Annotated in this window: 19 protein-coding genes; 10 read left to right on the forward strand and 9 right to left on the reverse strand. The window is 71.0% G+C overall.

Features of this window, described 5'->3' with window-relative positions; genetic code table 11:
- Window positions 1–208: 208 nt before the first annotated feature.
- The gene (locus O7613_RS27900; protein WP_281585414.1) at window positions 209–3,001 is read right to left on the reverse strand and encodes an immune inhibitor A domain-containing protein; all 2,793 of its coding nucleotides are present in this window, start codon (window positions 2,999–3,001) and stop codon (window positions 209–211) included.
- Between the two features lie 210 nt (window positions 3,002–3,211).
- Window positions 3,212–5,200, reverse strand: coding sequence for an acetate--CoA ligase (acs, locus tag O7613_RS27905; RefSeq protein WP_282290864.1), 1,989 nt, complete (start codon window positions 5,198–5,200; stop codon window positions 3,212–3,214).
- Between the two features lie 196 nt (window positions 5,201–5,396).
- Between acs and O7613_RS27910 the strand changes: the two genes are divergently transcribed.
- On the forward strand, window positions 5,397–6,143 hold the full coding sequence (locus O7613_RS27910) for an oxidoreductase (protein WP_282290866.1): 747 nt from the start codon (window positions 5,397–5,399) through the stop codon (window positions 6,141–6,143).
- A gap of 132 nt (window positions 6,144–6,275) precedes the next feature.
- Here O7613_RS27910 and O7613_RS27915 read toward each other — a convergent pair whose 3' ends face one another.
- The gene (locus O7613_RS27915; protein WP_281585411.1) at window positions 6,276–7,082 is read right to left on the reverse strand and encodes an HAD-IB family hydrolase; all 807 of its coding nucleotides are present in this window, start codon (window positions 7,080–7,082) and stop codon (window positions 6,276–6,278) included.
- Window positions 7,083–7,471: 389 nt separating this feature from the next.
- Window positions 7,472–7,951 (reverse strand): hypothetical protein, encoded by a 480-nt coding sequence (locus tag O7613_RS27920; RefSeq protein WP_282290868.1) that lies wholly within the window; start codon window positions 7,949–7,951, stop codon window positions 7,472–7,474.
- A gap of 305 nt (window positions 7,952–8,256) precedes the next feature.
- Between O7613_RS27920 and O7613_RS27925 the strand changes: the two genes are divergently transcribed.
- Window positions 8,257–9,480 carry a helix-turn-helix transcriptional regulator gene (locus O7613_RS27925; protein ID WP_282290870.1) on the forward strand — a complete coding sequence of 408 codons (1,224 nt, stop codon included), beginning with the start codon at window positions 8,257–8,259 and terminating at the stop codon, window positions 9,478–9,480.
- 24 nt (window positions 9,481–9,504) lie between these two features.
- On the forward strand, window positions 9,505–9,996 hold the full coding sequence (locus O7613_RS27930; RefSeq protein ID WP_282290872.1) for an NUDIX hydrolase: 492 nt from the start codon (window positions 9,505–9,507) through the stop codon (window positions 9,994–9,996).
- A 231-nt stretch (window positions 9,997–10,227) separates the two neighbouring features.
- Here O7613_RS27930 and O7613_RS27935 read toward each other — a convergent pair whose 3' ends face one another.
- The 3 genes from O7613_RS27935 to O7613_RS27945 form a co-directional block, all read right to left on the reverse strand.
- A complete protein-coding gene (locus O7613_RS27935; RefSeq protein WP_282290874.1) occupies window positions 10,228–11,634 on the reverse strand; it encodes a toll/interleukin-1 receptor domain-containing protein in 1,407 nt (468 codons plus the stop codon).
- Window positions 11,635–12,199: 565 nt separating this feature from the next.
- Window positions 12,200–13,087 (reverse strand): hypothetical protein, encoded by an 888-nt coding sequence (locus tag O7613_RS27940; protein WP_282290876.1) that lies wholly within the window; start codon window positions 13,085–13,087, stop codon window positions 12,200–12,202.
- Window positions 13,088–13,211: 124 nt separating this feature from the next.
- Complete coding sequence (locus tag O7613_RS27945; protein ID WP_281585409.1) at window positions 13,212–13,901, reverse strand: hypothetical protein; 690 nt, start codon at window positions 13,899–13,901, stop codon at window positions 13,212–13,214.
- A gap of 339 nt (window positions 13,902–14,240) precedes the next feature.
- On the opposite strand from O7613_RS27945, the gene ssd reads away from it, so the two are divergent.
- The 7 genes from ssd to O7613_RS27980 all read left to right on the forward strand — a co-directional run bounded on the left by ssd (window position 14,241) and on the right by O7613_RS27980 (window position 19,124).
- A complete protein-coding gene (gene ssd, locus O7613_RS27950) occupies window positions 14,241–15,344 on the forward strand; it encodes a septum site-determining protein Ssd (RefSeq protein ID WP_281585408.1) in 1,104 nt (367 codons plus the stop codon).
- Window positions 15,341–16,552: a TadA family conjugal transfer-associated ATPase gene (locus tag O7613_RS27955; RefSeq protein WP_281585407.1), complete on the forward strand. Its 1,212-nt coding sequence runs from the start codon at window positions 15,341–15,343 to the stop codon at window positions 16,550–16,552. The genes ssd and O7613_RS27955 overlap by 4 nt, the downstream gene beginning before the upstream one ends.
- Window positions 16,549–17,361, forward strand: coding sequence for a hypothetical protein (locus O7613_RS27960; RefSeq protein WP_281585406.1), 813 nt, complete (start codon window positions 16,549–16,551; stop codon window positions 17,359–17,361). The genes O7613_RS27955 and O7613_RS27960 overlap by 4 nt, the downstream gene beginning before the upstream one ends.
- Window positions 17,361–18,089, forward strand: a complete 729-nt coding sequence (locus tag O7613_RS27965) for a type II secretion system F family protein (RefSeq protein WP_281585405.1) — start codon at window positions 17,361–17,363, stop codon at window positions 18,087–18,089. The genes O7613_RS27960 and O7613_RS27965 overlap by 1 nt, the downstream gene beginning before the upstream one ends.
- A gap of 23 nt (window positions 18,090–18,112) precedes the next feature.
- Entirely contained in the window at window positions 18,113–18,280 is a 168-nt protein-coding gene (locus O7613_RS27970) for a DUF4244 domain-containing protein (protein WP_013283643.1), read from the forward strand.
- Between the two features lie 122 nt (window positions 18,281–18,402).
- The gene (locus O7613_RS27975) at window positions 18,403–18,720 is read left to right on the forward strand and encodes a TadE family type IV pilus minor pilin (RefSeq protein WP_282294634.1); all 318 of its coding nucleotides are present in this window, start codon (window positions 18,403–18,405) and stop codon (window positions 18,718–18,720) included.
- Window positions 18,717–19,124 (forward strand): Rv3654c family TadE-like protein, encoded by a 408-nt coding sequence (locus tag O7613_RS27980; protein WP_282290878.1) that lies wholly within the window; start codon window positions 18,717–18,719, stop codon window positions 19,122–19,124. The genes O7613_RS27975 and O7613_RS27980 overlap by 4 nt, the downstream gene beginning before the upstream one ends.
- 219 nt (window positions 19,125–19,343) lie before the next feature.
- Here the strand turns inward: O7613_RS27980 and O7613_RS27985 are convergent, their stop codons facing one another.
- Both O7613_RS27985 and O7613_RS27990 read right to left on the reverse strand, forming a co-directional pair.
- The gene (locus O7613_RS27985; protein WP_281585403.1) at window positions 19,344–19,922 is read right to left on the reverse strand and encodes a hypothetical protein; all 579 of its coding nucleotides are present in this window, start codon (window positions 19,920–19,922) and stop codon (window positions 19,344–19,346) included.
- Between the two features lie 226 nt (window positions 19,923–20,148).
- Window positions 20,149–20,355, reverse strand: a complete 207-nt coding sequence (locus O7613_RS27990; protein ID WP_281585402.1) for a hypothetical protein — start codon at window positions 20,353–20,355, stop codon at window positions 20,149–20,151.
- Window positions 20,356–20,563 lie beyond the last annotated feature (208 nt).

A 20,563-nucleotide genomic window follows, 5' to 3' on the forward strand; every position in this document is an offset into this window, starting at 1 on the left:
TGTTGCAACTTTTTGTTGGACAGGTCTTTCCCCGTCACACCCCGGACCGCCGCCGAGTCGTTGACCAGTGCGGACGTTCCCGTATCACGACGCAGCGACACCGATGGATATGCGTAAGGGTCGGGAGCGCGGTGGCTCCCGACCCTTACCTCATCCGGTCCCTTCAGCCCATTTTCCGGTCATTCCGGTTCCGGTTTCGCGCTGTCGTTCAGCTCCTCGGCGGGACCACGTACACCATGGCGTACGCGTTGTCCCGGGGGGCCCACTTGATCACGATCGAGGTGCCGTACGCGACACCCGCGTCCCGCGGGTTGCCGGTGCCCAACACGATCGCGCCGCCACTCAGCTCGGTGCCGTAGTAGTCGGTCGCCGGCGTGCCGTCCGGGTTCACCACCCGGGTGGTGTACTGCTGGTTCCCCTTCGACGGGACCACCACCGAGGCGTCGTTGTCCCGCGCGTACGGCGAACCGTCGCGGATCTCGATGCCCGGGTACCAACCCTTGCTGTCGGTGAAGCCCTTCACCGGCGCCTGGGCCTTGAACTTCGTGCAGTACTCGCTGTACGGCTCGTCGGCCGCCTCCAGGCACTCCTTGAACGGGTACGTCGGCTTCAGCCCGAAGGCGGCGTTCGACGACTGCGGGCGGCTGGGCAGGTTGTCCAGCACCGACGGGTCCTTCTCCGCCGCGGTGCCCTTACGGCGCAGTGGGTCGTTGTGCGAGTCGACGATCAGCAGCCCGCCCTTGGCGCCGTAGCTGGGCAGCGCGGTCATCTGCCCGGTGACGTGGTTGACGTCGCCGAGCTGGGTGTCCCGGTACCACACAAGCATGCCGGGCGCGTTGTACGCGATCCGGTCGACCTTCCACGCCTCGTGCGAGTAGACCGTGTCGTAGGCGTACTTCAGGCCCTTGTCGAAGCCGTCGAAGTTCCGCCACTCGGCCAGGTAGTAGTGCGACTTGACCTGGGTGCCCGAGTCGACGTGCCAGCCCGCGCCGCTGGTGTCGGTGAACGTGCCGCCGGTCTGGGTCCAGCCGGCCGTGCCGCCCTCGACGTCGTCGCTCCACGTGGTCGCGCCGCCGCCGGTCACCGAGAAGTCGTCGGCGAACCAGCCGCGCTCCACGAACGCCTCGTCGGTGGCGTACCGCAGCCGCACCTGCACGGTCTGCCCGGCGTACGGCGACAGGTCGACGTAGTCGTGCCGCCAGCCGCCGGTGCTGCCGGTCAGGCCGTACTTCTTGTTGCCGAAGTCGACCATCCGCCCGTTCGGGTCGTTGTAACCGTCGTCGGTGGAGACCAGCGCGCCGGACTCGTCGTACACCTTGCGCTCGGTCCAGGTGGCGCCGCCGTCGGTGGAGACCTCGACGAAGCCGTAGTCCCAGTCCTCCTCGATGACGTAGTCGTTCCACATCCAGAACTTCGCGTCGGCGGCGTCCGGGACCTCCACCGTGCGGCTCAGCTTGACGTCGGCCCAGTTCTGGTCGGCGCCGGAGTACCACATGTTCCCGCCGCTGTGCGGCTCGGCCAGCGCGATCACCTTGTCCGGCAGGTCGATCTTGATGCCGTCCTCGGTGCCGACCGGCGTACGCGAGCTCTGCCCGAGCTTGACCAGCTTGGCCCGGTCGCCCGGCCCGAACGTCTTGGGCTCGGCCCAGCCGAGCACCCACTTGTCCCAGATGCCCATGTGGGTGGGGAGCGCCTGGAAGATCTCGCCGGAGTGCGAGCCGGACGCCATCAGGTCCCAGAAGTCCACGTCGGAGTCGGCGTTGCCCGAGGTGTCGTAGAGGTCGGGCAGGCCGAGGTCGTGCCCGAACTCGTGGGCGAAGACGCCGACGCCGGCGTCCTCCGGCTGCACGATGTAGTTGGACACCTTCAGGTTGGTGCCGGGGATGGTGTAGCCGCCGGCCACCGTGGAGGAGTGCGCCCAGACCGAGTAGACGCCGATGTCGCCGCCGCCACGGGACTTGCCCTGGTTGGCGTGCACCAGCACCAGGTGGTCGATCACGCCGTCCGGCTCGTGGAAGTTGCCGTCGCCGTCGCGGTCGCTCTGGTCCTCGATGTCGTAGTCGGCCCACGGGAAGTTCGGGTCGGCGGCGGCCAGCGCGTCGATCGCGTCGGTGGCGAGCCGGCCGGCGCCCTGCGGGTTGTCCGGGTGGCCGTTCATCGACTGCTCACGCCCGGCGACCCAGTCGCCGTTCTCGTCCTGGAAGCAGCGCGACGCCGCGTACCAGCCCTCCGAGTGCGGCACCGTGATCCACGGGCTCGCCTGCCCGTCCACCGTGTACGCGCCCTTGGACATCTCCAGGTACATGTTGTGCATGGTCCGCCCGGCCAGGCTGATGCCCGGCCTGCCGTCCGGCCCCTTGAGGTCCTTGCGGACCCGCTCGGTGATGCCCTTCTTGGTGTAGAGCATCTTGTCGTAGTGGGCCGGGGAGAAGTCCGGCACCCACATCGAGTTGTTGTCCTTGTGCGGCAGCGTGGCCGGGTTGGGGATGGTGTTGTGCCGTGGCCCGTTCTGCACCGTGCCGGGCACGCAGGTGCGGTCCTCGAAGACCGTCTTCGGGACCATCACGTTCGTGAAGTCGTCGTTGGCGTTGTCGTTGAACTCGACGAGCAGCGTCAGCAGCTTGGCCGTCTGGGTGCTCTTCGCCTTCTTGATCTTGCGCGGGCTCTGGCCGGTCCGGATGGACTTCGCCTCCAGCTTGGCCAACTCCCGCGCCGTGGCCGGGTTGCCCCCGGCGTACTTGCGGTCGTAGGCGCGCGCCTCGTCCGCGGGTGACGAGAAGACCCCGTCCCGGCCCCGGGTCTCCTTGCCGCCGGTGTCCGGCTGCACCTCGGGCTCGGCATAGTTGATGTAGTACTCGTCCGCCCCGATCGTGGCCGACGCGGGCCGGGACGGTTGGGCAGCCGCGCTGCCTGTCACGGTCAGTGACGAGGCCGCGAGGGCGATGGCGGGCAGCGCGACGAGTAGGCGTCGGCGCGCCCTGGACTGCGAAACGGGGAGCATGCCACTCCGTTCGTAGGGAATGGTGAAGGGCCGGCCGTCTCAGTGACGCTTGTCGAAATCCGCCGGTTCCGGCTGAAGGTAGCCGACCGGACGTGCCATCGACAGGGGCGAACTGGTTAGTGCCTCCTCCGCCGATCGACCGGCATGATCCCCGCGTACGCCGAAGGGGGCGGGCCGCCGCGCGACCCGCCCCCTTTCGTACCGATGTGGTCAGTCCTCGTCGGACTTGCCGCCACTCATCCCCGAGGAGATCAACTCCATCACCGAGGAGTCCTGCAACGTGGTCACGTCGCCGAGCGACCGGTTCTCCGCCACGTCCCGCAGCAACCGGCGCATGATCTTGCCGGACCGGGTCTTCGGCAGCTCCGGGACCAGCATGATCTGCCGCGGCTTGGCGATCGGGCCGAGCGTCTTCGCCACGTGGTTGCGCAGCTCCGCGATGAGCTGCTCGCCCGCGTCCCCGGAGGTCTCCGCGCTGCCACGCGGGATGGCGAACGCCACGATCGCCTGCCCGGTCGTCGGGTCGGTCGCGCCGACCACCGCCGCCTCCGCCACCGACGGGTGGCTGACGAGCGCCGACTCGACCTCCGTGGTGGAGATGTTGTGCCCGGACACCAGCATCACGTCGTCGACCCGGCCGAGCAACCAGATGTGCCCGTCGTCGTCCTTCTTGGCGCCGTCACCGGCGAAGTAGACCCACTTGTCGCCCATGTTGGCACCCGCGCCGAACCGCGACCAGTACGTGTCCAGGAACCGGTTGTCGTCGCCCCAGATGGTGCGCAGCATCGACGGCCACGGCTCGGTGAGCACCAGGTAGCCACCGCCCCCGTTGGGCACCGACTCACCCTGGTCGTCGACCACGTCGGCCACGACACCTGGCAGCGGCGCCATCGCCGAACCGGGCTTCGCCTCGGTCACGCCCGGCAACGGCGAGATCATCATCGCCCCGGTCTCGGTCTGCCACCAGGTGTCCACGACCGGCAGCTCACCCCGGCCCACGAACTGCCGGTACCAGATCCACGCCTCCGGGTTGATCGGCTCACCGACGCTGCCGAGCAGGCGCAGCGACGACAGGTCGTACCCGGCCGGGACGTCCTCGCCCCACTTCATCATGGTGCGGATCAGCGTCGGCGCGGTGTACAGGATCGTCACCCCGTACTTGTCGACGATCTCCCAGAACCGGCCCTTGTGCGGGGTGTCCGGCGTGCCCTCGTACATGACCTGGGTGGCGCCGTTCGACAGCGGGCCGTAGACGATGTAGGAGTGCCCGGTCACCCAGCCGATGTCGGCCGTGCACCAGTAGACGTCCGTCTCCGGCTTCAGGTCGAAGACCGCGTGCGTGGTGTACGACGCCTGGGTCAGGTAGCCGCCGGTGGTGTGCAGGATGCCCTTCGGGCGGGCGGTGGTGCCGCTGGTGTAGAGGATGAACAGCGGGTGCTCGGCGTCGAACGGCTGCGCCTCGTGCTCCGGCGACGCGGCCTCCACCGCCTCGTGCCACCAGTGGTCCTTCGCCGACCAGGCGACCTCCTCGCCGGTGCGGCGGACCACGAGCACGTGCTCCACCGACGGGCAGTTCGCCACCGCCTCGTCCACGGTCGGCTTGAGCGCGGACGGCTTACCCCGCCGGAATCCGCCGTCGGCGGTGATCACCACCTTGGCGCTGGCGTCCTGGATCCGGTTGGTCAACGCGTCCGCGGAGAAGCCGCCGAACACCACGCTGTGGGTGGCGCCGATCCGGGCGCAGGCGAGCATCGCCACCGCCGCCTCCGGGATCATCGGCAGGTAGATCGCCACCCGGTCGCCCGCCGTCACGCCCAGCTCGGTGAGCGCGTTGGCCGCCTGGCAGGTGAGCCGGTGCAGGTCCGCGTAGGTGACCGTGCGGGTGTCGCCCGGCTCGCCCTCCCAGTGGATCGCCACCTTGTCCCCGTGGCCCGCCTCCACGTGCCGGTCCAGGCAGTTGTACGCCACGTTGAGCCGGCCGCCGGTGAACCACTTCGCGAACGGCGCGTTCGACCAGTCGAGCACCTGCTCCCACGGCTGCGCCCAGGCCAGCCGGCCGGCCTGGCGCTCCCAGAAGGCGAGCCGGTCACCGGCCGCCTCGTCGTACGCCGCCGCGGTCACGTTGGCGTTGGCGGCGAGTTCGGCCGGTGGCGGGAACTGGCGCGTCTCGTTCAGCAGATTGGCCAATGCCTCGCTCATACGGTGACTCCTTCGTCGCGTGACCTGCGTCTCCCTACTCCGGGGAAGGTTAGCCCCGCCGCCGGGCACCCGCGACCGCGCCGCCGCCCCGCCGCGCCCAGCGGCACCCCCACCGCGCTGAGGTGTAAGGCGGGGGCCCCGCTTAACGCATCCGGTATAGGAAGGGCCCCCGCTTAACACCCCGTACCGTGTCAGGGTGACCACCGATCCGCTCGCGCCGCTGCTCGCGCTCGCCGACGTCGCGCCCGCCGCCGAGCAGGCCCGCGACCTGGTCGACCAGGCCCACCGGCACCGGGCGCTGCGCCGCCACGGCGGCCAGCTCGCCGCCGAGGTAAGCCTCCGCTCGGCCGTGGCCAGCGCCGCGCTCGAAGGCCGGAAGCACGACCGCGAGGAGGTACGCGCCGGCACGGTCACCGAGCCGGTGCTCCAGGGCGCGCTGCGGGTGGCCGGCGCGCTGCCCGGGCTGAGCGACCTCTGGCCGAAGGCCCCCCGACAGGTGCTCGCCCGGCTGCACGTACTCGCCGCCCGCGACGTGGTGACCGGGGATGAACTGGGCCGGCCGGTGGCCGACCCGGTGGTGGCGGCCCGCCTCGACAGCCTGTCCGGCCTGGTGGCCGGCGGCACGAAGGTGCCACCGCTGGTGTTGGCCGCCGTGGTGCACGGCGAACTGCTGAACCTGCGCCCGTTCCCCGGCCCCTCCGGCGTGGTGGCCCGGGCCGCCGCGCGGCTGGTGCTGATCTCCACCGGGCTCGACCCCCGCGGGTTGGTCGCGGTGGACGTCGGGCACCAGGAGCGGGAACCGGAGTACGTCGGCGCGGCCGGCGCCTTCGCCACCGGCACCCCCGACGGCCTGCGCTCCTGGCTACGGCACTACATGAGCGCGGTGGAGGTCGGCGCGGAGCAGATCACGCTCATCGGCGACGAGATCCTCGCCGCCTCCTGAGCCCACCGCCTGGGTTTAGCTCGCCCTGCCGCCCTGCCGCCCTGCCGCCCTGCCGCCCTGCCGCCCTGCCGCCCTGCCGCCAGCGCGTTGGCCGAGGATTTTCGCAGCGAGCCGGCCGTTGGTTGTCGGCCGTCAGGCGGTGGGCGCGGCGGTCCGGGTGCGGCGGTGCCGCCCGTACCAGGCGATGCCGATGGCGACCCCGACACCCACGCCGAGCGCCGCCGCCGCGACCGGCACCGCCGGCCGCTCGCGCAGCCGGCGCCCCAGCGGGATCGGATGCCGGAACTCCAGCACCGGCCAGCCGTTCTCCACCGCCAGCTTGCGCAACGCCCGATCCGGGTTGACCACACTCGGGTGCCCCACGCACTCCAGCAGCGGCCGATCACTGTAGGAATCGGAGTACGCGTACGAGTCGGCCAGGTCGTAGCCGCGCTCCCGGGCCAACTCGCCCACGCCGTCGACCTTGCTCGGCCCGGCCGCGTAGAACTCGACCTCGCCGCTGTACCGCCCGTCGACGACCGCCATCCGGGTGGCGATCACGTCGGTCACCCCGAGCAGCTCGCCGATCGGCCGGACCATCTCGTCGCCCGAGGCGGAAACCAGCACCACGTCCCGCCCGGCGGCCTGGTGCTCCTCGATGAGGGCGGCTGCCTCGGCGTACACATAAGGGTTGATCAGCTCGTGGAGCGTCTCCGCGACGATCTGGCGGACCTGTTCCACCGGCCAGCCCTTGCAGAGCGCGGCCAGATAGTCCCGGGTGCGGGCCATGGTCTGCTCGTCGGTGCCGCCCAGCCGGAACATCAGCTGCGCGTACGCCGACTTGACCACGTCACGCCGGGTGATCAGCCCGTCCCGGTAGAACGGCCGACCGAACGCCAGAGCGCTCGACTTGGCGATGACGGTCTTGTCGAGATCGAAGAAAGCGGCACCACGGCCCACGGCGCGAAAGTCTAGCCGGACGGACCGCCAACGGCCGCCCACCCCGGGGTCCGGAAGCCGCAGTGCACCCGCCGGAGTGACGGCGGTCACATAGCAGTGCGAGAAATTAGCTTTGCGTGGAGTGAACAACACTCGACGTATAAGGGTCGGCTGCGGCATGCTTGTCCTCGCGACGGGAGTTCGCCTTCGGTCGCTGCTCAGACCCTCGGCGGTTGCACCCCCCGTGACCGCTGAGTCGGTTCGGCTCGACCCCCCCCGGAGCCGAACCACACGACGACCCCCGTCTCCCCCCGACGGGGGTCGTCCCTTTCCGGGGAGCGCTCCCGCCCAGATGGAAGCACCTTTTCCGGCTCGGCCGGGCCGGACGTAGGGCGGAGCGTCAGCGAACGTCAGCCGGACCCGGTCGGCATAGTCCTCGGACCGTGAGGCGCGAACAACCGGATGGGTACGAGGATCTGAGTGCGTTCGCCCCGCTGACTGCGCGGTGCCACCTTGGTCCCCTCGACCCAGACCCACTGCTCGCGCTCCGGCCGATTGAGCACCAGGCGAACGCCGGTCACCCGGAGCACCACCGGGCCATCGGATGGTCGGTAGCGGTCGGCCGCGTCCACCCGGAGCACTGTGCCGAGCCGTACCCGAAGGTCAAACACGACGCCTCCTTGCCGTCCGCGCCAGGGCCGCGACGGCACGCTCGATGAGGGGCTGATCTGAAGCCCGGCGATCTGCGCGAGGACTTCGCGCCGGACCAACGCTTGCCCGTCGGTCGGGTTGATGACGTAGCCGGACAACCACACCCAGCCGTCATACGCCGGCCAGTCGCCGACCCCGGCCACCCGTAGCCACAACGCCCGGTCGCCGCCGAACTGCACCGAAGCGCGACCGTCAAGCAGTACGAGATCACCCGGCTTGGGTACGCCTGACGGAACCGGCTGCGATCTGCGGGGCGCAGGGGTGGGCGGGCTCTCCTGGGACCGCCGCTGCGGTCTCATGCCAGCGCCCACCCCCGGCCAGCCTCAGCAGGTCGCCGCGCGACCGGAAGCCGCACAGTCCTTGTAGGACCGGCGGGTCATCGAAACGTTCAGTTCCGTCATGAAGACAGGCTGTGGCCTAAGCCGTCCTTTGACCCGGAAAATCCTTCCGGGGTCGCAGCCGGTCGAGGGGAGAAGGTGAAACGGTGCACGGGACAACCAACACCCTGACCATCGGCGAGCGCGTTGCCTGGTACCGCCGCCGCCGCGGCCTGTCGCAAGAAGTTCTCGCCGGGCTAGTCGGGCGCACCGCTGACTGGCTCGGAAAGGTCGAGAACAATCGCATCGAGCTGGACCGGCTCTCCGTCATCAAGTCCCTCGCCGAGGTCCTGGACGTGTCGCTCGGTGACCTACTCGGCGAACCCGTACTGCTCGACTGGACCGCCGACACCGGCACGGAAACCGTCCCCGCTCTCCGCGCGGCGCTGATGAACTACCGCGCCATTGCCCCGTTCGGCGGCACTCCCCACGGCGAGCCACCGACCGTAGCCGTGCTCCGGCGAGACGTCGGCACGCTCTGGGACGCCTACCAGGACTCCCGATTCGGGTACGTCACCGGCCGACTTCCCGACCTGCTCCACCGCGCCCAGGCCGCCGCCGACCACCACGACGGCGACTACCAGGACCAAGCCCGCCGGCTCCTCGGCCTTGCCTACCAACTGACCGCCACCCAGCTCACCAAGCTCGGAGAGGCCGACCTCGCCTGGATCGCCGCCGACCGCGGCTTGGCAGCCGTCCGGCCCACCGGTGACCCACTCATCACCGGCTCCCTGTTCCGGTCCGTCGGTCACGCCCTACACGCCACCGGCCGCTACACCGAAGCCGTACGCCTCACCGAAGACGCCGCCGGCTACCTTGAGCCCCACCTGACACACGCAACGCCGGCCCTGCTCTCCGTCTACGGAACCCTGTTCCTGTCCGGCTCCATGGCCGCCGCCCGCTCCAACGACGCCGGCACCACCCGTACCTTCCTCGCCGCAGCAGAGCACGCCGCCGGTCAGCTCGGAACCGATGCCAACCATCTCTGGACGGCGTTCGGCCCGACCAACGTCGCCATCCACCGCGTCGCCACCGCAGCCGAGCTGGGCGATGTCCAGGTGGCCGTCGACCTCGGCCCGCGCGTCGACACCACCGGACTGCCCATGGAACGGCGGGTCCGGCACGCCCTCGAAGTCGCCCGCGCCTACAGCTCGTGGAACCGCGTCGACCACGCCCAAGCCGTGCTGCTCGAAGCCGAGCAAATGGCGCCCGAGCAGGTGCGGCACCACTTCCTCAGCAGGCAACTGGCGCTGACCTGGATCCGCCGGCAGCGCGGCAGGCCGCGAGCCGAGCTGGTCGGCCTGGCTCGCCGGCTCAGGGTGCTCGGCTGAACCGAGCACATTTAGGCTGCCATGGTGACGGCCAACGAGATGCCACCCGTGGCGACCCCACGCGTCGCCGCCGGTGCCCTCTTCTTCGATGACGAAGGCCGGGTGATGCTCGTGCGGCCCAGCTACAAGGAGCACTGGGAGATCCCCGGCGGCTACGTCGAACCCGGCGAGTCACCGCGGGCAGCCTGCGTCCGGGAGATCCGCGAGGAACTCGGCCTCACGCCCGCACTCGGACCGATGCTGGTCGTGGACTGGGCACCGGCCGAGCACGAGGGCGACAAACTGCTCTTCATCTTCGACGGCGGGACACTCGGACCTGACAGCGAGCGCGATATCCGCTTCGCGGACGGTGAACTCACCGAGTGGCGCTATGTAAGCGAAGAGTCCTTGGAAGAGCATGGCCCGTCGCGGCTGGCCCGCAGGATCCGTACCGCAATCGCGGCGCGTCAGGGCGGAGCGTCCGCCTACGCCGAGCACGGCAACGCCGTCTGGGGGGGCCGGCAGCGCGCAACCTGACGCAGCTTGCGACAGGTTGCGCAAACCGCCGATGAGGGCCGGGGGCGCACTCCGCAGCCGCCACTCGAACTCGCCCGACAGGCCGCCGTCTACCCATGCGTCCATGCCGACACCATTTCCGCCGATCCTCTCCGTCAACGACTGACCGAACAGATCTTGTAGGGAACGCGGCGGGACGCAAGTGTCAAGCATGTCCCGTGATGGGACACAACGGCTACCCCTGCTGGAGTGCTAAGAGCTGATGAACAGATCGGAGTGCGCGCTTTCTAAGGCTTCGATCTCGTTCAACCAGCCAAGGAGAAGGCCTCGTAGGTCGGCCATGCGAAGGCATGCGCGCTGCACGGCTTTGAGAGGGATATCGAGCGCCTTAGAGAAACCAATTACCCCTGACACAGAGCCGTTCAGTTGCTCGACTTGGCCAAGCGAATCAACTCCAGAAGTGGCCATCTCGCGGATTGACGATAAAAACGACACTGAGTCCGCGTCCTCAATCGCGCCGAGATCTGCCTTGATGGCCTCAAAAATGTGATTTACCAAGTAATTCCAGTCCCCGAATCCTGTAACGAGCCGGTCTGCTGTGGCGACCATGTCATTAGCGATTGGGGTCAAAGCCTGAGCGAGGTTCCTGGATACAGCGAGCTTCTGCCCAAACGAAGTCGCCCGCTCCATGGCAGGGCTTGCTAATCTCGTCTGTTCTCCCAGTTCCTCAATCAGATGTGCAAACGATTCGAGGTCGCTCTGCACTTGAGGCATCTTGCCCTCTGCCTCGCCGAGTCGGTCCAGAACCCAGTCTCCATCCTCATCCTCAGTGGCAGGGATGGGAGAGTCCGGTTGCTGTTGTTTCTCCCCGACAGCGGCGAAAGCGCTTAGCACCTCATCAATCCGGTCGCTAATCAGTTCTACGTTTTTAATCCAAATTGCAGAGCCGATGTCTGCTGAGCGTAAGGTCGAGGCGTCAACCCAGTTGAGATTGGAAATCCTTTGCCACAGGTTGTCATCGGAGAAAGTCCGGCCGATCCGGTCGGAACTTGCAAAGAGAAGTGGCAGTATTAGGCGAACGCTGGAATTCGCGTTTAGGAAGCCAAAAAACTCGCTCAACTCTTCCCTGCATGGGGCGCTGCGGAGATAGGCTGGCGATACGAAAGCAAGAAGGATGGAGGAAGAGGAAAGGCCGAGGCGGATCCGGTCCCGCCAGTCCTCCCCCGGCGCAATCGAATCAACGTCCTTGAAGACGCCAACAACTTGGCCGGTCATGCTGTGATAAGTGTTGGCGATATCTTTGATCAATTGGGTGATGCGTCCATGCGTTGCCTCATCGTCAACGCGGGCATAGGAGACGAAAACCGAAACCTCTGCCCGAGGTGCTGTGGGTGCGGGCTCTACTCGCTCTTGGGTCTCAACCCACAATTGGCGGAAGCGTTCGACGTCGCCGCCGAGATGCTCAACAATCTTGGCCGTGATCGGCCAGGAAGGGACTTTTGCCCCTTTGATTGCGGAATTAACCGTCGTATGGCTTATGTCGCCAATGGCGGTCGCGACGGCTCGACTGCTCGGCTTGCCTGCCCGAAGATAAAGATCTTGAAGCGCCGCATAGAATGCCCGTTCTGCAGCGCTTTGGGTACCGGGTGCCGTGGTCATCCTAGTTCTCCTTGGCTCCGCTGGCTGCGATCCCGTATCTTCTTGGAAGTCAATGTAAAGTTGACATAAGCTGACGAGGTGATCTAGGCAAGGTGGCCTGGTGCCCGGCGCGAGGAGCGGCCTGATGGCCGCAGGAGGCGGTGTACACGGATGTATATTACCGTAAAGGCGACCTGGATTCTGTTCGCCGTCGTCGTCCTCGGGCTGACATGGTGCGCGTGGAGGTACCCGCGGAGCGTCGTTCCGATCACCATCGGGATCGCCGCGGCTGGTGCGATGGCGATGATCGTCCGGCTGTAGACGACGGCGCTCGCTACCCTGCTCGTCGACGCTGGTGAGGCGTCAGGCAGCGAGGCAGCGGGAAGGCAGCGCGAGCACCCGGTACGGTTCGACCCCGAACGCGAACCGACGATCCCCGGCACCTGCCTCGCCAACGCGGACCACACCAGTTGGCACCGGCTAGCACTCTGAGACCGCATCCCCCTCGACGGGGGTCGCCCCTTTCTGGCACTCGATGTGGCGGGGCGGCCGACCCGTTGCCGGGCCGGCCGCTCCGCTCAGCAGGTCAGGACTTGACCAGCTTGACGACCGTGGTGTCGTTCACCTCGACGTACTTGTCGTACTCGCTGTCGTACCCCTGGGCCCTGGTGTCGACCTCCACCTTGCCCTTGACGAACGGCACGGTGCCGATCGGTACGGCGGTGGCGGTCCAGGCCGCCGGCGTACCCGGAACGCAGTTCACCCGGGTGCTGAAGTCGCCCCGGACGATGGTCTTCTTGACGATCTCCGTGACCGTGCCGTTGAGCGACACGGAGGTCGGCTGGTTGCAGGTCACGGTGCCGTGCACGACGGCCTTGCCGCTCACCGAGCTGGCCGTGCCGTCGGTGGCCACCGCCAGCGCGAGGTCAAGCGGCGCCGGCGCCGGCGGGTTGGCGATGTGCACCTCGCCGCGGGCCGCCGCGGTGCCGCCCTCGCAGTGCTGCTCGAAGGTCGCGTCGAACGTCTGGACGTAGCCGTTCGGCCCGAAGACGGCGTTGAGCACCGTGAACGTGCCGGTCAGCTCGTTGCAGCCGCGCCCGTTCCCGTCCAGGCTGAGGCCCGGACCGGCCCCGTTGAACGGGTAGCGCGTCGCGTTCTGGTAGGTGCCCGGGGCCAGCGGCGTGCTGCCCGGGGCGTCGAAGTCCACGGACCACCAGTCGCCCTGGTAGCCGTTGACGCCTACCGACACGTGGCTCGTGTCGGCCGACGCTGAGGTGGTGAGCTGGTCGCCGTCGGCGACCGAGTAGGCGTACGACCGGCCGCCGGTGATGTAGTCGCCCGGGTCGCCGCCGAAGGTGACCGATCCGGACGTCACCGGTTGCGCCTGTGCCGGCGCGGCGGCGACCAGCCCGCCGAGCGCCCCCGTGAGCGTCAGGCCGGCCGCCAGGGCCGCCCTCCGCCAGGATTTGTGCATCCCCGCTCCTCTCTGCTGAGACGGCTGGGCGCTTCCGCGCCCGAAAATCGCCGTCGGTCAATTACCGCACAGAGGTGTGACACTGATCGGCCGTGCCGACAGAGCCGTCCATGAAGGACGGCGGTCAGCGGATCACCGCGCGCATGGTGCGCGGCTCGGGCCGGAAGCAGACAAGCGCCCGGCCGCGCTCGTCGGTCACCACCCACGGGTGGCCCACGTACGTCTGCTGCCGGTGGGACCGACCGGCCTGGAGCACCGCGTACCGCTGGCGGCGGCCGTGGTAGTCCAACCAGTAGATGACCACCGGCCTGGTCCGGGCGTTGACGAAGTCGATGAAGGTCGACGGCCCGCCACCGCCGGACCGCAACCGCCACTCCCAGGACGCCGGGAGCGGGGTGAGCTCGTCGGTCCGGGGCGCGGGCCGCTTCGTCCGGGTAGCCGTCGGTTTCGGGCTGGGCCGGGCGGCCGGCGTGGTGCGACGCGGCGGCGCGGGCGGACGGGTACGCGGCGCGGCGCGGGCGGAGAGCGACACGGGCGCCGGGGAGTACGACTCGGCCGCCACCTCCGCGGTCGGCGAGGCGTATGCCGGGGACGCCAGGATCGCTTCGCTGCCGATCGGCGGTGGCAGGTCGGGGCGGCGGGGCATGGCGAAGAAACTGAGCGTACCGACCAGCACCACGATCACGATCCCGAGCGCCACCGAGGCGAGCGTGGCCGGTGACGGGTCGCGGAGCAGAACCTGGTCGTCAGGTGAACCGGTGCGGGCGTGACGTCGGACGGGCGGCGTTCCGGTGCCGTGTGATGACTCGGTCATGGCCTCGATTTCACGAGCCGGTGCCGTCCGTTTCGCGGCGAGAGGATCCGATTATGCGGGATGGATGATCCCTTTCGTCAATGGCTGACGGTCCAACCGGTTCGATCCGGTGGGCCCGGATGGGTCAACTGCCTGGTCAGCCGCTCCGAACGGTCGTCACCACCGCGCGGATGCCGCCGTTCGCCGGCCGGTCGGGCCCCATAGCAGATCGATTCGATCGCCGAGGTCTGTCCACAACCGCCTCGTTATCCACAGGCGGGTGGCTGCGATCCCTCCGTCCGGACGGCTGAGTGGGCAGGCTCGATCGCGGCACGTCCGAGTCCGACCGTTGGAGGCCGCATGCCGCCCCGCACCCCGCTCCCGCCGTACCCTCGACTGCCCCTGCTCGTCACGGCCGACGACGACCTGCTCGACGAGCTGTTGCGGCTCGCCGCGGCCGGCGGCGTCGAGGTCGAGCTGGCGGCCGACCCGGCCGCCGCCCGCGCCCGCTGGGGGCCGGCGCCGCTGGTGCTTGTCGGCGTCGACCAGGCGGCGGCCTGCCTGCGGGCCCGCCTCCCCCGACGTTCCCGCACCGTCCTGGTCGGACGCTCCGGCCAGCTTGATCCGGGTACGGAGCTGGCCGAGCTGATCGGCGCCGAGCACGTGGCCACCCTGCCCGCGGCGGAGCCCTGGCTGGTCGACCGCTTCGGCGAGTGTGCGGCCGGGCCGGTCGGCGCGGGCCCGGGGCGGATCGTGGCGGTGCTCGGCGGGCGCGGCGGCGCCGGGGCCAGCGTGCTCGCCGGTGGGCTCGCCGTCAGCGCGGCCCGAGCCCGGCTGCGTACGCTGCTCGTGGACGCCGACCCGCTCGGCGGCGGCCTCGACCTGGTGCTCGGCTGGGAGCAGCTCGACGGGCTGCGCTGGCCCGAGCTGGCCGGCGCCGACGGTCGCGTCGACCCGCCGTCGCTTGTCCGCGCCCTGCCCAGCCGGGGTGACCTGGTGGTGCTCTCGTGGGACCGGGGCGACCTGCGGCACCTGCCGGCCGAGGCGATGGCCGCCACGGTCGACGCCGGCCGGCGAGGTCGCGACCTGGTCGTGCTCGACCTGCCCCGCCACCTCGACGACGCGGCCGTGATCGCGCTCCAGGCCGCCGACCGGGCGTTCCTCGTGGTGCCCGCGGAGCTGCGGGCCACCGCCGCCGCGGCCCGGGTGGCCGCCGTGGTGGCCCCGCACTGCGAAGACCTGTCGGTGATCGTGCGCGGCCCGGCTCCCGGGCGGCTCCGGGCCGCCGAGGTGTCCCGCGCGCTCGGCCTTCCGCTGGCCGGCACGCTCCGCCCCGAGCCCGGCCTGTGCCGAGGGTTGGAACGCGGCGAGGCGCCGGGCGCCACCGGCAAGGGTCCGCTCGCCGTGCTGTGCCAGCGGCTCGTGGACGAGTTGACCGGCCGATCCGCGGCGGGTGCGGCGTGAGCGGGCCGACGAGCCCGGGCGAGCTGGCCGTCCGGGTCCGGCACCGGTTCGCCGCCGACGCCACCCCGGTCACCTCCGCCGCGGTCGTCTCCGCGGTACGCGCCGAGCCGGCCGCCGGCGTGCTCGGCGACACCACCCTGCTGCGGATCGCCGACCGGGTGCACGACGACCTGGTCGGTGCCGGCCCGCTCGCGCCCTTCCTGGCCGACCCGGAGGTCACCGACGTGCTGGTGAACGGCGTCCGGGTCTGGGTCGACCGGGGGCGGGGGCTGCACCAGGTGGCCGTGCCGCTCGGCACGGTCGACGACGTACGCCGGTTGGCGCAGCGGCTGACCGCCGCCGCCGGTCGCCGGCTGGACGACGCCTCGCCCTACGCCGACGCGCGACTGCCCGACGGCACCCGGCTGCACGCCGTGCTGCCACCGGTGGCGACCGACGGTCCCTACCTGTCCCTGCGTACCTTCCGGCAGCGTCCGTTCACCCTGGACGAGCTGGTCGACCACGGCACCGTGCCCCGGCCGGTGGCCCCGCTGCTCGACGCGGTGGTGGCCGCCCGGCTGGCATACCTGGTCACCGGCGGCACCGGGTCCGGCAAGACGACGCTGCTCAACACGTTGCTCGGCCTGGTGCCCGGCACCGAGCGGATCGTGCTTGTGGAGGATGCCGCGGAGCTGCGCCCGGTGCACCCGCACGTGATCGGGTTGCAGGCGCGTACCGCGAACGTCGAGGGCGCCGGCGTGGTCGGGCTCGGCGACCTGGTCCGGCAGGCGCTGCGGATGCGACCGGACCGGCTGGTGGTGGGCGAGTGCCGGGGCGCCGAGGTGGTCGACCTGCTGGCCGCGTTGAACACCGGCCACGACGGCGGGGCGGGGACGCTGCACGCCAACGCGCCGACGGACGTGCCCGCCCGGCTGGAGGCGCTGGGCATGCTCGGCGGGCTGCCACGGGCCGCGCTGCACGCCCAGGTCGCCGCCGCGTTGCAGGTCGTCCTCCAGGTCCGCCGGACCGGCGAGGGGCGGGTCCTCGACTCGATCGGCCTGCTCCTGCCGGAAGGGAGCGACCGGCTGGTGACGGTGGTTCCGGCCTGGATACGCGGCCGTGGTCTCGGCCTGGCCGCCCGGCCGCTCGGCAACCTGCTGCGCGAGCGTGGAGTGCCCGTGCCGCCGGTCCTCCGCGTGGTCTGGCCGGGCTCGGCGGGCCCGTCGTGACCGGTCAACTCTGGCTCGTGGTCGTGCTCCTGGCCGGTGCCGCGGTGGCGGTTGCCTGGCCGGTACGCGCCGGCCGCGCCCGACGCCGCTCGGTCCTCGACCCCGGGCGAGATGTCGGCCGTCTGCCTGGTTCGAGGCCCCATCTCGGCGGTCCGCCTGTTTCGGGGCCGGATCTCGGCGGTCCGCCTTCCACGGGTGGCCGGGGCGATGCACGCCCGGCGCTGCCCGCGCGGCGTGCCCTGCCGACGGCCGCGCTGCTCGGCGGTGGGGCCGGAGCAGTCCTCGGTGGTCCGGTGGCCGCGCTGGCGCTGGCCGCCTACGGGACGCTCGCGGCCCGTGCCGCGCTGCGTCGGCGTACCCGCCGGGCGGCCGACCTGGCTCACCGCCACGACCTCGACCGGCTCGGTGCCGCCGCCGCCGACCTGCGGGCCGGCCTGCCCGTCGACGGGGTGTTCGACAGCGGCACCGGCCGGATGGTCCGGCTGGCCCGGGCCGCGGTGCGGCTCGCCGACCGGACCGGGGCGCCACTGGCCGATCTGCTTGAGCGGATCGAGGCCGACGCACGTACGGCCGATCGAGGTCTCGCCGCTGCCGCTGCCCAGGCTGCCGGCGCTCGGGCGACCGCCTGGCTGCTCGCCGCCCTGCCGCTCGGTGGGATCGGCCTCGGCTACGCCATCGGGGTCGATCCGGTGGAGGTGCTCCTGCACACGCCGGTCGGCGGCGGTAGCGCCCTGGCGGCAGTCGCCCTGCAGATCGGTGGGTTGCTCTGGGCGGAGCGGCTCGGTGCGGGGCCGGGGCGGGCGGTCTGATGTCCCGCCAGGCGATGGCCGCCGCCTGCCTCAGCGCCGCCGCGTCGCTCCTCGTCGTCGCCGGCCCGGTCGTCCGCCCGGCCCGGCGACTGCGCCGGCTCGCGTCCACCCCTCGGCGTGGCCGTCCCAGCTGGTGGCCGGACCGGGTCCGGTGGGGTGCCGGCCTGGCTGGCGTGGCCGTGGCGGTGGTCGTCGGCGGGTGGGCCGGCCTGGTCGCCGGGCCGCTCGCCGGCGTGGTCGCCGACCGGCTGCTACGCCGGATCGAGCCGCGTGCCGTGCGCGATCGGCGGCTGCGCGAGACCGCCGACCTGCCGCTCGCCGCGGACCTGCTGGCGGCGGCGCTGCGGGCCGGCGCGCCTGTCGACCGCTCGGCGCTCGCGGTCGCGGAGGCGCTCGGCGGGCCACTCGCGGACCGGCTCGGCCGGGTGGGCCGCACGCTGGGCCTGGGCGGTACGGCGATCGAGGCGTGGGAGCACCTGCGACCCGTGCCCGGTGCGGGGAGTTTGGTCGCCGCCGCGGTCCGCTCGTCGAACAGCGGAGCCGCGCTGGCGGGCGCGCTCACCCGGCTCGCCGACGACCTGCGGGCCGAACGCTCGACGGCGGCCGAGGCCACCGCCCGGCGCGCGGGCGTGCTCATCGTGTTGCCGCTCGGGCTGTGCTTCCTGCCCGCCTTCATTCTCGCCGGTCTGGTGCCGGTGATCGTCGCCGTTCTCGGCGACGTCCTGTGAACCATCGAGAAGGGACGTACGACATGCGCAAGCTTCTCACCCGCCTCCGCGGCGACGCCGGCATGAACACGGCGGAGTACGCGGTGGGCACCCTCGCGGCGGTCGCCTTCGCCGGAATCCTGCTGAAGGTGCTCACCTCCGGAAACGTGCAGTCCGCGTTGACCGCCGTCATCGACCGGGCCCTGAAGTGACCGGACGCCGGTGGGCCGGCCGGTGCACCCGCCTCCACCCGGCCCCGGGGGTCGACGGTGCGGTCCACCGGGGCGGTGTCGTCCGGGGGCGCCAGGGGGAGCGGGGGTCGTTCACGGCCGAGTTGGCGGCCGGCCTGCCGGCGTTGGTGCTCCTCCTGGTCGCCGGGCTCACCGCGGTCGACGCGGTGACCACGCGGGCGGGCTGCGTCGACGCGGCCCGGGAGGCGGCGCTCGCCGCCGCCCGGGGCGAGCCGGGCACGGCTGCCGGCGCCCGGTACGCCCCCGCGGGCGCGGAGGTGACGGTGACGGTGGCCGGTGACCGGGTGACCGCGAGCGTCCGGGCGCCGGTCCGGACGGTCGGTGCGCGGCTGCCCCGGACGACCGTGTCGGGCGTGGCGGTGGCCGCCGTGGAACCCGGCGCTCCCGGCCCGGTGCCGTGACGCCGGGCCGGGAGCCGGCCGAGCGGGGTGGCGCGACGGTGTGTCTGCTCGCGATCGGCCTGGTGTTCGTGCTCGTCGGGCTGTTCGGCGCCGGGATCGGCGCTGCCCGGTGCGCGCGTCATCAGGCCCGGGTCGCGGCCGACTTCGGCGCGTTGGCGGGCGCGGGCCGTGTGCTCGACGGGACGGATACCGCATGTGCGTCGGCCGCCGCGCTGGTGTCGGCCAATGACGGTCGGCTGACCGGCTGCCGGGTCGACGGCCTCGACCTGATCGTCACGGCGGAGGTGCGGGTCGCGCCGTTGCCCGGGCTGGCCCGCGTCGCCACCGCGACTTCGCGCGCCGGCCCGGCCCGCATCGCCACCGCGACATCGCGCGCCGGCCCGGCCCGCGTCGGCGACCCCTGACGTCAGCGTGGCGCGTCCAGCGGGTCCCCGCCGGCGGCTTTGGGTGCGGTTGTTGTCGCTGGGGGCGACCATAACCGCACCCAAAGCCATCGGCCCTCCACCCACCGGGCCGCTTGCAGCGTTGTGCGGACCCCGGTGCGCGAGTACGAACCGCAGTCAGGTCGTCGCCTGGCCGGCCGGCGATACCGGACGTACGGGCGTCGCCGGCCGGCCGCACGGTCAGCGGGACTGGAGGGCGTCCAGACCCACGGCCATGGCGATGACCAACCGGCGGTCGATGTGCGGGTGCTGGATGTCGACGACGTACCGGTCGCGCAGGCCCCACTTCTTGTCGACGGAGAACACCGGCTGACCGCCGGCCACGAAGTCGAAGTGGTACGGCAACCAGGAGAGCGAATCCACGAAGCGTCGTAGCAGCGCCACCGGCATGCTGCGCTCCTGCCCGACCGCCGGGGGCAGGCCGGGCTGCTCGACGTGCCAGGTCGAACGCAGCAGCGACTGGGCGAAGTCCTTACGGAACAGGCCGATCGGGTTGCCGGCGTGGTCGGTCACGTCATAGGTGGCACCGAGGTCGAGCCGCTGACGGGCCTTGAAGCCGAGGAGAGGGTACTGCTTGGTGTCATCGGTGTAGATGGTGACCTGTTCCTTGAAGGCGAGCCGCTTCTGCTGCGCGAACGCGAGCAGCCCACCCTCGGAGCCGTCCGGTGCCACGGCATGCACCTCGTACTGGTTGACCATCATCCGAATCCGCTGCCGGACGATGAACCGGTGCTGAGCCTGCAGGTTGTCGAGCGACATCTGATCTCCTTTGAGGGGTCGCCGGAGTCTTGCACAGCGGCGCCACCGTCGCGCGCTCGCACAGTGCTTCCGGGCAGCTCCGACGTCGCCTCGTCTCCGTCGCAGCGGATGCGTGATCGGCTCCAGTTCGCTGCGGTGGCGGTGTCGACCGCCAACCGATACCGCTCCCCGGCCGGCAGCTCGAACGAGAACCGGTCCGGCGGCTTGAGCGGCGGTGGCGTGCGGATCAGCGTCCGCCGTCCACCGTCGCCTTCAACGCCCAGGTGTTGAGCACCTGGTGGATGCCGCGCAGACGTTCGTTGATCTGCTCCAGCCGCTCCGCCTGGGCCAGGTGCGCCAGCGCGGTGCCCAGCGCGATCTGCTGGTCCGCGGTCAGGTTCTCCTGGTCGATGGCATAGAGCAGCTCGACGGTCTCGGCGATAGTGTCGGCCACGGCGGCACCTCCGGCGGACGGGTCTCGGGGTCACGTCTGCGCTACCGGAATGATGCATGGAAGCGCTCCCATGTATCAATGCCCCGACGCCGCCGACCTCATGCACCCGTCCCATCCACCAGACGCCGGCACCCCACCGATCGAGCCTCGACCAGCACTCGGGGCCGCCATTTCGGCGATGTGGCGGGGTCCGGCACCCGCCGATGCC

It is taken from the genome of Micromonospora sp. WMMD975 (genome assembly GCF_029581215.1).
In the GTDB taxonomy this organism is placed as follows: Bacteria; Actinomycetota; Actinomycetes; order Mycobacteriales; family Micromonosporaceae; genus Micromonospora.

What these genes read in the sequence shown, in the direction of transcription:
- O7613_RS27985 (WP_281585403.1), bottom strand. Translation starts at nt 19,922, where the DNA reads ATGTCGCTCGACAACCTGCAGGCTCAGCACCGGTTCATCGTCCGGCAG.
- O7613_RS27940 (WP_282290876.1), bottom strand. Translation starts at nt 13,087, where the DNA reads ATGCACAAATCCTGGCGGAGGGCGGCCCTGGCGGCCGGCCTGACGCTC.
- O7613_RS27945 (WP_281585409.1), bottom strand. Translation starts at nt 13,901, where the DNA reads ATGACCGAGTCATCACACGGCACCGGAACGCCGCCCGTCCGACGTCAC.
- O7613_RS27935 (WP_282290874.1), bottom strand. Translation starts at nt 11,634, where the DNA reads ATGACCACGGCACCCGGTACCCAAAGCGCTGCAGAACGGGCATTCTAT.
- O7613_RS27970 (WP_013283643.1), top strand. Translation starts at nt 18,113, where the DNA reads ATGCGCAAGCTTCTCACCCGCCTCCGCGGCGACGCCGGCATGAACACG.
- acs (WP_282290864.1), bottom strand. Translation starts at nt 5,200, where the DNA reads ATGAGCGAGGCATTGGCCAATCTGCTGAACGAGACGCGCCAGTTCCCG.
- O7613_RS27965 (WP_281585405.1), top strand. Translation starts at nt 17,361, where the DNA reads ATGTCCCGCCAGGCGATGGCCGCCGCCTGCCTCAGCGCCGCCGCGTCG.
- O7613_RS27900 (WP_281585414.1), bottom strand. Translation starts at nt 3,001, where the DNA reads ATGCTCCCCGTTTCGCAGTCCAGGGCGCGCCGACGCCTACTCGTCGCG.
- ssd (WP_281585408.1), top strand. Translation starts at nt 14,241, where the DNA reads ATGCCGCCCCGCACCCCGCTCCCGCCGTACCCTCGACTGCCCCTGCTC.